Raw genomic sequence first — 9,745 nt, 5'->3', positions numbered from 1 at the left:
GAGAACAGCCCTATCCAGCCCGGCTCCGACACCGTGATCACACCAGCCACACCAAGATCATCCCACCCCAACCACCCCATACGGGACAACCTTTAGGGGCTGCTGATCTTTTGCATCGGCGCGTACCGCAGCATGATGCGGCGTTCGCCGTGGCGCGGCCCGAATGCGATCAGTACCTGGTCCGTGTCGAGGACTTCCAGCACCGTGCCGATCCCGTACTTTGTGTGCTCGACCACGTCGCCGGGGTCCAACGGCTCGTCCACCCGCGGACCCGGCGCCCGCCCACGGTCTCCGCGGTCGCGAATCCGGCGGCGTTCGCGGTACGCGTCGACCGCCTCACGCCCAACCGGAAAGCCGGGCCCGGAAAAATCGGTCGCTTCCTCCACGGGCCTGCCACCGGTCGACCACCAGGCGATATCCGCACCAGTGCCGGGGGGCGACGGGGCCACCGGGATACCGTCTTCAGCCGGGGGCCGGGCGATTTTAGCGGCAAGATCGACAGCTGGGGCGGGCACCGTGGGCTGTTCCCACCACTGCGGCTCAGCGCCCATGCCGACCGGCACCGCCAAGTCCCGCACGGCAGCACCCGGCGCGAGCCACTGAAGGAGTTCGTCGGGCATGGGCCGCTGATGGGGCTGCTTGGCCAGACACCCCTCAATCACGGGGCGCAGCTCGGCCGGCAGGCCGGTCAGGTCGGGCTGGTCGTGCACGACGCGGTAGAGCAATACGTGCGCGGTGCCGGTACCGAAGGGGCCGCGTCCGACGGCCGCGTGGTAGAGAACTGCGCCGAGCGAGAAGACGTCGCTGGCCGGCGAGATGGCAAGTCCCTGGGCCTGTTCGGGCGACATGAAGCCGGGGGTTCCGATCGCGGCGCCAAGCGTGGTGAGCGCCGGGCCGTCGCTCAACGCCCGGGAGATCCCGAAGTCGATGATGCGTGGGCCGTCCGAGGTGACCAGGATGTTCGACGGCTTGAGGTCCCGGTGCACCACACCGGTGCGGTGTATGGCAGCGAGAGCCTCGGCCAGCCCGGCGCCCAGAGCGCGTACGTCCCTCCCGAGCAGCGGACCGCGCTCGGCGGTCAGGGTCGCAAGATCGGGGGCGTCCACGTAGACGGTGGCCACCCACGGCACAGCGGCCTCCACGTCGGCGTCGACAACGGAGGCCGTGAAGAAACCGCTCACACTGCGGGCTGCCTCGACCTCCCGGCGGAAGCGCTCCCTGAAGCCGCCGTCACCGGTCAGTTCCGGCCGCACCGTCTTCACGGCGACGGTACGGCCGCTGGGCGAGCGGGCCAGGTAGACCGTCCCCATGCCGCCGGACCCCAGCCGGGCTTGCAGCGCGAATGGGCCAATGTTGGCCGGATCTCCCGCACCGAGCGGCTCCACCCCGCACCTCCTTGCATGCCACGGCCATGTATGAGCGTCTCACAAGCACTGGCGAAGGACTCCGCTACCGGTGTAACTCCCGCCAAAGAAGTGGCAGTTGAGAGGCGCCGTACCTGCATTCCGCATATGCCACAACCCGCACGGACAGTCACCCGGGACCGGCATGCGACAGAGGAGGTTTCCGGCCCTGCCGATCCGCCCCACCCCCGCCGACCAGTGACGGAATTAAGACAGAAACATATCGAGCCACGGCAAGCAACTACCGGAATGACATGGCCCATTGACAGAGCGTGGCGCTAGTGTGCGGGCCTACAGCAAAACCGGAACAAGCCCGTCACGTAGATCTGTAAATCCATATCAAGGTGAGGTTCTGGGTGAACCACCTCAGAACCAGGCAAGCGAGTCCCAACGCACCATACGGGGAGGACAAGTTGACCTTCGCACCAGAGCGGCACCGTCGTCGACTCGCACACACGTCTGGGCGCGCACCCGCGGCGGCCGTGCTCGCAACCCTCACCCTCCTTAGCGCCTGTAGCGGCAGCACGGATAGGGCGTCCGACAAGAACCCCACCCCAACCGCGACGTCCTCCACTCCTCTGACGTCAGGCACGGCTACCTCGAGCGCCTCTCCCAAAGAGGCCGCGAAGGCAGCCGTGCTCGCGTCCTACAACTCCATGTGGGTAGAGCAGATGAAGGCGTACCACAAGGCCGACGCCTCGGGCACCGACCTTGAGAAGTACGCGACGCTCGATGCATTGGGCAAGGTACGGATAGACCTCGCCGGGATGAAGCAGCGGGGCACGGTGATCCGCGGTGACATGGGGCACCAAGTCACCGTGACCAACGTGGACCTCAGCGCCAAGACTCCGACTGCGACTATGACTGACTGCGTCGACCTGTCGAATTGGCAGACCTGGGATACCAAGGCCAACAAGCCCGTCCCCCTTCCGAGCGCTCAGCCCCTGCACTATCTCGCGCAGGTGAGGGCTGAACGTTGGGATGGTGGCAGGTGGATGATCACGGACTTCACCACGAAGGGCAGCCAGCCATGCGGCGGCTGACAACCGCAGCGGCGGTCCTTCTAGCCAGCATCATGTCCACGGCAATCGCGCACGCCGATGGCGGGCCGACTGTAGGCAATGACCCAGGTTGCCAGGGGTCGGAGGCATGGGTCAGCGTGTGCGCCCGAGACAGCAGCGACGGCCCCGGAACTAGCGGGCAGAAACCAGCAGCAGCCAATTCAGGAGCCGCGAGCAGCAGCCCTCCTCCGTGCACATACACCAGGCTGGTGCCACAGCCCCCGGCGAACAATCTCGGCTGGGAGGGGCACAAGTCCGGCGACAAGGGCGCGGTGTATCAGGTGTATTGCCCCGATACCATGCGGGTCGGGGTGATATGGATCCCGGACGGCGGTCCAGCGGCGCCTCCTGTCGACCCGGAGGTTCTGGCTCATCGCGCGGTGGATTCGATGAAGCTGGCGGGTCCGGACATCGCCAGTCCTCAGGCGGCGGGCAAGTTCGCGGTCGGGGTGCCGATGTGGCTGTGGGTGAACCAGTCCCCGACCACGTTCGGTCCGAACACCGCGACTACGTCCGCGGGCGCGGTGACGGTGTCGGCGACGGCCGAGGTCGCCTCCATCACTTGGAAGTTCAGTAACGGCACGTCGGTGACCTGCAACGGCCCGGGCACCGTGTACGAGGCCTCGGCAGGCATGAAGCCGTCGCCGACCTGCGGCCACACGTTCGCGACGTCCTCGGCGGGCCAGTCCGGCCAGAAGTTCGCCCTGACAGCGACGGCGACGTGGCAGGTCAACTGGACGGTCACTGCTGGCGCCGTGGACGCGGGCCAGTTCACCGAGACCCGCCAATCCCAGACCCGGGTCGGGGTCGGGGAGCTCCAGGCCGTCGGCAACTGAGTGTGAGAGCGAAAGGCGTTACAGCGTGAGCAAGACGGCAGCGCCCGCCTCTACGGCGGGTCAGATTCCGGCGCAGCCTGGCCCGCCGTCCCTGCGGTGGCAGGCACGGCGCCGTCGCCCGGGTGTGCTCGCCCTGGCCGCGGCGTTGATCGCGGCGGGGGCGGTGGGCAACTACTGGTACTGGACGCAGAACGGTCAGCGCACCCCGGTCCTGGTCATGGCCCGGGATGTGTCGGCGGGCACGGTGATCCAGGACGCGGACCTGGCGGAGGCGTCGGTGGCCCTGGATCCCGCGCTCAAGGCGATCGGGACGGGGCAGCGGGCTCAGGTGGTCGGCAAGCGTGCCGCTGTCGAGCTGCTGCCCGGTGCGCTGCTTGCTCCGGGGCAGGTCACCAGCCGCACGCTGGTGCGGCAGGACGAGCAGTTGGTCGGGCTGAACCTGAAGCCGGGGCAGTTGCCGGATTCCCCGCTGAAGCCGGAGGACCAGGTGCAGGTCGTGTTCACCGGCGACAGCGGCGCCACGGCGGCGGGCAAGAACGGCAAGCCGGGCCAGGACAGCGGTCCGGTCACAGTGGAGGCACGGATCGTCCGGGTGGGAACCAAGCAGGACAGCACGGGCCAGCAGGTGATCGACGTAGCCGTCAAGTCGGCGGGCGGGCCGCGGCTGGCAGCTCAAGCAGCTGCGGGGAATGTGGCGTTGGCCGTGAAGGCGGCGAGCGGGGCCGGTTCCTGATGGCTGTGATCGCTCTGGTGGGGGTGCCGGGGGCGCCGGGGGTAACGTCGACGGCGCTGGCGTTGTTGCGGATGTGGCCGGTGGAGCAGGGCCGGCGGGTGCTGTTGGCCGAGTGTTGCCCCGATGGTGGCGCCGTGCTGGCGGGGGCGTTGCAGAGCAGGCTGACGGCTGACCGCGGCCTGCACAATCTGGCCGCCTCCCGCCGCAGTGTCAGCCTGCAGGACGCGTTCTGGACCCAGCTCGTGCGTATTTCTGACGAGGACCGGCGGAATGACCCGACGCGGATGCTGCTGCCCGGGCTGACCAGTCCCTCGGAGGCGGCCGGGCTCGCTCCGGAGTGGGGGGCGATCGCGGATCTGTTCGTCGGGATCGACCGGATCGAGCAGCACGGTCATGACGTGCTGCTCGATCTGGGACGCAACGGGGCCTTCGGCCCGGCCCGGGTCCTGGCCCAGCGTGCCGACCTGGTGCTGCTGGTGATGCGCAGCACCTTGCGCAGCCTGCACATGGCCGCCGTACGCGCCAGGATGCTCACCGCTGTGCTGGACGGCGAGGGCCGGCGCTCCGGGCGCCTGGGGGTGTTGCTGATTACCGAAGGGCCCTACGCGGCGCGTGAGGTGGAGGAGCACTTGCAGGTGCCGGTGGTGGCGAGTCTGCCGTTCCGGCCGCAGGAGGCCGCGGTGCTGTCCGACGGTGCTGCGGAGGGCAAGCGGTTTCGGGAGGGCAAGCTGATGCGGGCTGTCCTGGATGCGTCGACACCGATCCGGCAGCGGGTGGCCACCCAGCGGGCCCGGGTCGCCTCGCCTCTGCATCAGCGGATGATGGGAGTTCCCGATGCACGCTGAACCGGTCTACAACGGATCGCCCTATCCCCCGCCTCCGCCCGCCGCACCGGCTGGAGCATCTGCGCTGGCCGCCGTACGGGCGGGCGCGGGCGCGGGCCAGCCGCACATGGTGGGCCAGGGGGCGGTCCCCCAGGTAAGGATCGACTACCGGGTGGCGCAGAAGATCAAGCAGATCGTCCTGGAGCAGCTCCTGGAGGAGAAGAAGAGAAATCCGGCCCTGGTCGGGGAGGCGGAGGAGCAGCGCGGCCGCGACCTGATCAATGGGCAGGCGGCCATCTGGGCAGACGGCGAGACCGGCCGCGGTGGCAGTATCTCCCCGGTCGAAGAGCGGGAACTTGCCGCGCTCGCTTTCGACATGTGCTTCCGGGCCGGGCGGCTGCAGCGCTATCTGGACGACGACCTGGTGGAGGACATCTGGATCGAGGGCCCGCACCGGGTGTTCCTGAAGTACAGCGATGACGCGGAGCCGGTCCAGGTCGCACCGGTTGCGGACTCCGAGGAAGAACTGGAGGAGCTGGTCCGGGACTTGATCAGGGCCAGTGGGCAGAGCGGGCGGACGTTTTCGACGTTCAGCCCGGAGGTCGAGCTGCGGCTCAAGGACGGCTCCCGGGTGCAGGCCTTGGGCCCGGAGGTGACCGGCGAGTTCACGCACGTCACGATCCGCCGCCACCGTTTGCTGGACGCCGACCTGGCCATGATGGTCCGTCTGGGCGCGCTCGATGAGCAGATGGCCGACTTTCTGCGGGCCTGTGTCCGGGCGCGGCGCAACATCATGTTCGCCGGGGAGCAGGTCTCGGGCAAGACCACGCTGTTGCGGGCGGCGTTGCGGGAGGTTCCTGCCACTGAGCGGTTCGGGACGCTGGAGACGACGTTCGAGTTGTGGGCCCACAAGAACGGTTATCACCAGCATGTGGTGCCGATGGAGGCCCGCGAGTCCAACGGGGAGCGGGTAGACGGCCGGGCGGCCGGTGAGATCACGCTGCTGGACCTGATGAGGAGCGCGAAGCGCATGTCGCTCACGCGGGTGGTGGTCGGTGAGGTCCGCGGTCCGGAGATCACCGCGATGATGCAGGCGATGACGTCGGACCGGCCCGGCAACATGTGCACGATTCACGCCTCCGAGCCCGAGGCGATCTTCGACCGGATCGCGGAGCTGTACCTGCTGGCGCAGTCCAACTTCACGCCGGAACTGGCCTACCGGCAGATCGCCAACGGGCTGCACTTCGTGGTGTTTCTGACCGTCGATGGCGACGGGCCCGCCGTACGGCGCTTCGTCTCCCACATCTGGGAGATCAAGTCCGTGGGTCCGGACGGCCGCCCGACCTACAACGAGATCTACCGGCCGGCCAGCGAGTGGGACCAGCGGGCAGTGCCGCATGCGCCGCTGTCGGTACGCAGCCGGCAGAAGCTGGAGCGTGCGGGACTGCGCACCGACCTGGTCGCGCAGCCCTCTGCCTGGACGCACGAGGTGGGCTCGTGATCACCGGATGGTGGTGGGCGCTGTCCGGGGCGCTGCTCGGCGGCGGTCTGCTCGCCCTGGTGGCAGGGCTGGTCGGGACGACCGCGCCCAAGGGGCCCGGAGTCCTGGCCGGTTGGCGCCAGCGGTCCCTGTCGGGGCCTGCGGCCCGCAAAGCGGCCCGCCGCCGGGCCTTGTTCGGCGCAGCCCTGGTCGCCGGTGTGGCGGTGTGGCTGGTGAGCGGGGTGTTCGTGGTCGCGTTGATCGCGGCCGCTGCGGTGGTGGGGGTGCCGTGGCTAACGGCCCCGGTGGCCGCGACCAAGGAGCAGATGGCCAAGCGGGATGGGCTCGCCGAGTGGACGCAGCGCCTCGCGGAAGTCCTCCGCCTGGGAGTCGCCATCGAGCAGGCCCTGAAGACCAGCCGCCGCCATGCTCCCCAGGCGCTGGAGCAGGAGATCGAGGAGCTGGTCGACAAGGTGGATGCCGGGTGGCCGCTCGGCCAGGCGGTGGAGGACTTCGGGCGCGCCCTGGACGATCCGACCGCGGACAAGGTGTGTGCCGCGCTGAAGCTGTCGGTCACCGACCCCGGCCCAGGACTGGCGCAGGCGATGCAGGACATGTCCGCGTCCCTGCGCGACGAGGTGACCGCACGTCAGAAGATCGAGGCGGAGCGGGAGAAGTCCCGCACCGTCGTCCGGACCCTCACCTTCATCACTCTGGCCCTGGTGCCGCTGGGCTTCACGGTCCCCCAGTTCACCGACGTCTTTGCAACGCTGCTCGGCCAGCTGGTCCTTGGACTGCTCTCGGCGGCCTTCGTCGCCGTGCTGGTGTGGTCGCGCAGCTATGCCACCCGCGGCCGCACGGCCCGGGTGCTCGTCCCTGACGCGCGCAGCCCCGTCACAATCCCCGCCCGGATGGAGGAGACCGCACGATGACCACAACCGCCGTCGTGGTGCTCTTCGGCTGCCTCATCGGCGCAGGCCTGGCCCTGGTGGTGCGAGAACTCGCCCCGGCACCGCCCAAGCTGGGCCCGGCCCTGAAGCGGCTCAGCCCTCCCGCCCCCACCCCCGGGGCCTCCCTCCCCGAGCAGCGTGCGGACAACCTGGTGGGCGCGTGGCTGGTGGCCCGGGTTCCCGCACCGCTGCCCCGAGCCGATCTGCAGCTGCTGAACCAGCCAGTCGAGCAGTTCCTGCTGAACAAGGTGCTGCTCGCCTTCGTCGGACTGGTCCTGCCCTCCGTACTGAGCGCCGCCTGGACCCTCCTCGACATCACGCTGCCCTTGTTCGTGCCCGCAGTGGCCGGTGTGCTGGCCGCCGTCCTGCTGTGGTTCGTGCCCGATCTCATGGTGCGCCGCGATGCCGCCCGGGCACGGGAGGAGTTCACCCACGCCATCACCGTCTACCTCGAACTGGTCGCCCTGCGCCTGGCCTCCAACATCGCCGTCGACCAGGCCCTCGAAGAAGCAGCCCGGGTCGGCAGCAGCTGGTCGTTCCTGCGCCTGCAAGAAGCCCTGCTGCGCGCCCGGATGGAGAAAAGCTCCCCCTGGCAGGTTCTTGAGGACCTCGGCACCCAGCTCAAGATCCCCGTGCTGCGTGACGTCGCGGACTTCGCCCAGATGTCCGGCAAGGACGGCGCCTCCATCTACGCCCCGGTCCGGGCCCGCGCCAAGAGCACCCGCGATGAGCAGCTCTCTACGGCCGTGGCCAGGGCGAACTCCGACAGCGAGAAGATGCACATCCCCGGCGCCGTGATGTGCGTGCTCATCATGTGCCTGCTCAGCTTCCCGGTGGTGCTGAAACTGTTCGCGCTGTCCTGACGACATGGCGCCCCGCGCCCGCAACCCCCCTTCTATAAGGAGAACCAGCCGTGAAGGACACCTACTTGAAGGCCAGCGTCGCCCTGTCGCTGCTGGCCGGCAAGGTGCGCGCACACTTCGCCGAGGTGTACGAGGAGATGAGCGAGCGCGGTGAGCGCGGCGACAACCCCGTGGCCACCATCCTCTTGTGGATCGCGGGCATCGTAATCACCCTCACCGTCATCGCCTCTATGGTCGCGCTCGGCACGAGGGCATCCACCAAGGTGGACACCGTGAACCTCGACGGCAAGTGAGCGTACGGCGCATGCCCTGGGGACAGGACCGGGGCTCGAACCCGATCCAGATGGCCATCATCCTCCCCTTCGTGATCGTCCTGATCCTCATCCTGCTGCAGGGGATCATGTGGGCGTACGCCCGCAACGTCGCCTACAGCTCCGCCCGGGCCGGCGTCACGGCCGGGCGGATGTACGGGGCGACGCCGAGCGATGGTGCCGCCAAGGCACGGCAGGTACTCGACGAGGTGGGCTCCAGCATGCTCACCGACCGCACGGTCTCCACCGACGGCAGCTCCCCCGAGCGACTGCGGATCCGGGTCGATGCACAGGCCCTGTCGATGATTCCCGGCATATCCGGGATCCATGTCCAGGCCACCGTGTCCGGACCCATCGAGCGGTGGACCACGGCGGGAGCGCGCTGATGAACCCTGCACCCTGGCTGCGGCGCCCGGCGGACAACGGCAGCGTCGCCATCGAAGCCGCGATCACCGTCCCGGTCCTGATCGTGCTCGTGCTGCTGTTCGTCGCCGGCGCCCGCCTCTCGCTGGCCGGGCAGAAGACGGACTCCGCCGCCCAGGCCGCCGCCCGCGCCGCCTCGCTGGCGCGAACTCCCGCCACAGGAACGGCCGACGCCAAGACTGCGGCCGCCGACGCCCTCGCCTCCAGCGGCCAGGTATGCAGCCACACCACCGTCGATACCCAGGTAGAAGGGCTGGCCGTGCCGGTCGGACAGGTGGCCACCGTGACCGTCACGGTGGCCTGCACCGTGCCGATCGGCGACCTGGTCCTCATCGGCGGCGGCCCCGGAGTACGCACCGTCCACTCCACCTTCACCTCGATCGTTGACGCCTACAGGGGGCGCGGATGAACCCGGCGCCGCCATGCCGCTTCCTGGCCAGACGCTCCCGGTGGGATGACCGCGGCTCCATCCCGGTCTTCGTCGCCCTGATCATCGGCCCCCTGCTGTTGCTGTGCGGGCTGCTCACCGTCGACGCGTTCGGGGTCCTGCGCGCCAAGCAGCACGCCGACGACCTGTCCGTGGAGGCAGCGCGCGCCGCGCAGCAGGCCATCGACCCCGCCCAGGCCATCCCCGGCAAGGCCTTCGTCGCCGACCCCGAGGGCGCCTCCGCGGCGGCCCGGGTCTACCTCGCCAAGACGGGGGTCACCGGCACCGTCCACGTCACCGACAGTGGGCGCACCGTGACGGTCACCGTCACCGGCCACTACGACGCGGTGTTCCTGCCGAAGACGTTCTTGGTGCACGCCACCAGCTCTGCCACTCTGCTCCACGGCATCAACCAACCGGACAGTTAAGGGACT

12 protein-coding genes are annotated in these 9,745 nt (G+C 69.1%); 11 read left to right on the top strand and 1 reads right to left on the bottom strand.

Features of this window, described 5'->3' with window-relative positions:
• Nucleotides 1-92 precede the first annotated feature (92 nt).
• On the bottom strand, nucleotides 93-1,385 hold the full coding sequence (locus ACIQ8J_RS30845; RefSeq protein ID WP_403276075.1) for a serine/threonine-protein kinase: 1,293 nt from the start codon (nucleotides 1,383-1,385) through the stop codon (nucleotides 93-95).
• Nucleotides 1,386-2,038: 653 nt separating this feature from the next.
• Between ACIQ8J_RS30845 and ACIQ8J_RS30840 the strand changes: the two genes are divergently transcribed.
• The 11 genes from ACIQ8J_RS30840 (at nucleotide 2,039) to ACIQ8J_RS30790 (ending at nucleotide 9,739) form a co-directional block, all read left to right on the top strand.
• Complete coding sequence (locus ACIQ8J_RS30840; RefSeq protein ID WP_403276077.1) at nucleotides 2,039-2,446, top strand: hypothetical protein; 408 nt, start codon at nucleotides 2,039-2,041, stop codon at nucleotides 2,444-2,446.
• 227 nt (nucleotides 2,447-2,673) lie between these two features.
• Entirely contained in the window at nucleotides 2,674-3,300 is a 627-nt protein-coding gene (locus tag ACIQ8J_RS30835) for an ATP/GTP-binding protein (protein WP_403276079.1), read from the top strand.
• Nucleotides 3,301-3,325: 25 nt separating this feature from the next.
• Complete coding sequence (locus ACIQ8J_RS30830; RefSeq protein ID WP_403276080.1) at nucleotides 3,326-4,033, top strand: SAF domain-containing protein; 708 nt, start codon at nucleotides 3,326-3,328, stop codon at nucleotides 4,031-4,033.
• Nucleotides 4,033-4,878, top strand: coding sequence for a hypothetical protein (locus tag ACIQ8J_RS30825; RefSeq protein WP_403276082.1), 846 nt, complete (start codon nucleotides 4,033-4,035; stop codon nucleotides 4,876-4,878). The genes ACIQ8J_RS30830 and ACIQ8J_RS30825 overlap by 1 nt, the downstream gene beginning before the upstream one ends.
• Nucleotides 4,868-6,358, top strand: a complete 1,491-nt coding sequence (locus ACIQ8J_RS30820) for a CpaF family protein (protein WP_403276083.1) — start codon at nucleotides 4,868-4,870, stop codon at nucleotides 6,356-6,358. The genes ACIQ8J_RS30825 and ACIQ8J_RS30820 overlap by 11 nt, the downstream gene beginning before the upstream one ends.
• The gene (locus tag ACIQ8J_RS30815) at nucleotides 6,355-7,269 is read left to right on the top strand and encodes a type II secretion system F family protein (RefSeq protein ID WP_403276085.1); all 915 of its coding nucleotides are present in this window, start codon (nucleotides 6,355-6,357) and stop codon (nucleotides 7,267-7,269) included. Before ACIQ8J_RS30820 ends, ACIQ8J_RS30815 begins: the two co-directional genes overlap by 4 nt.
• On the top strand, nucleotides 7,266-8,150 hold the full coding sequence (locus ACIQ8J_RS30810; RefSeq protein WP_403276087.1) for a hypothetical protein: 885 nt from the start codon (nucleotides 7,266-7,268) through the stop codon (nucleotides 8,148-8,150). Before ACIQ8J_RS30815 ends, ACIQ8J_RS30810 begins: the two co-directional genes overlap by 4 nt.
• A 50-nt stretch (nucleotides 8,151-8,200) precedes the next feature.
• A complete protein-coding gene (locus tag ACIQ8J_RS30805) occupies nucleotides 8,201-8,443 on the top strand; it encodes a hypothetical protein (RefSeq protein ID WP_403276088.1) in 243 nt (80 codons plus the stop codon).
• 11 nt (nucleotides 8,444-8,454) lie between these two features.
• The gene (locus ACIQ8J_RS30800) at nucleotides 8,455-8,847 is read left to right on the top strand and encodes a TadE family protein (RefSeq protein WP_403276090.1); all 393 of its coding nucleotides are present in this window, start codon (nucleotides 8,455-8,457) and stop codon (nucleotides 8,845-8,847) included.
• Nucleotides 8,847-9,293: a TadE/TadG family type IV pilus assembly protein gene (locus tag ACIQ8J_RS30795; RefSeq protein WP_403276092.1), complete on the top strand. Its 447-nt coding sequence runs from the start codon at nucleotides 8,847-8,849 to the stop codon at nucleotides 9,291-9,293. Before ACIQ8J_RS30800 ends, ACIQ8J_RS30795 begins: the two co-directional genes overlap by 1 nt.
• A complete protein-coding gene (locus tag ACIQ8J_RS30790; protein ID WP_403276093.1) occupies nucleotides 9,290-9,739 on the top strand; it encodes a hypothetical protein in 450 nt (149 codons plus the stop codon). The genes ACIQ8J_RS30795 and ACIQ8J_RS30790 overlap by 4 nt, the downstream gene beginning before the upstream one ends.
• Nucleotides 9,740-9,745: the final 6 nt, after the last annotated feature.

The sequence above is a fragment of the Streptomyces sp. NPDC094147 genome (genome assembly GCF_044764265.1).
Classification (GTDB): Bacteria; Actinomycetota; Actinomycetes; order Streptomycetales; family Streptomycetaceae; genus Streptomyces.
Note: the sequence above shows the minus strand (reverse complement) of the source record. Positions and strands in the feature narration are given on the sequence as shown.

Bases quoted from the DNA above. Each gene is read 5' to 3' on its own strand.
- ACIQ8J_RS30825 (WP_403276082.1), top strand. From the start codon at position 4,033: ATGGCTGTGATCGCTCTGGTGGGGGTGCCGGGGGCGCCGGGGGTAACG.
- ACIQ8J_RS30820 (WP_403276083.1), top strand. From the start codon at position 4,868: ATGCACGCTGAACCGGTCTACAACGGATCGCCCTATCCCCCGCCTCCG.
- ACIQ8J_RS30810 (WP_403276087.1), top strand. From the start codon at position 7,266: ATGACCACAACCGCCGTCGTGGTGCTCTTCGGCTGCCTCATCGGCGCA.
- ACIQ8J_RS30800 (WP_403276090.1), top strand. From the start codon at position 8,455: ATGCCCTGGGGACAGGACCGGGGCTCGAACCCGATCCAGATGGCCATC.
- ACIQ8J_RS30795 (WP_403276092.1), top strand. From the start codon at position 8,847: ATGAACCCTGCACCCTGGCTGCGGCGCCCGGCGGACAACGGCAGCGTC.
- ACIQ8J_RS30790 (WP_403276093.1), top strand. From the start codon at position 9,290: ATGAACCCGGCGCCGCCATGCCGCTTCCTGGCCAGACGCTCCCGGTGG.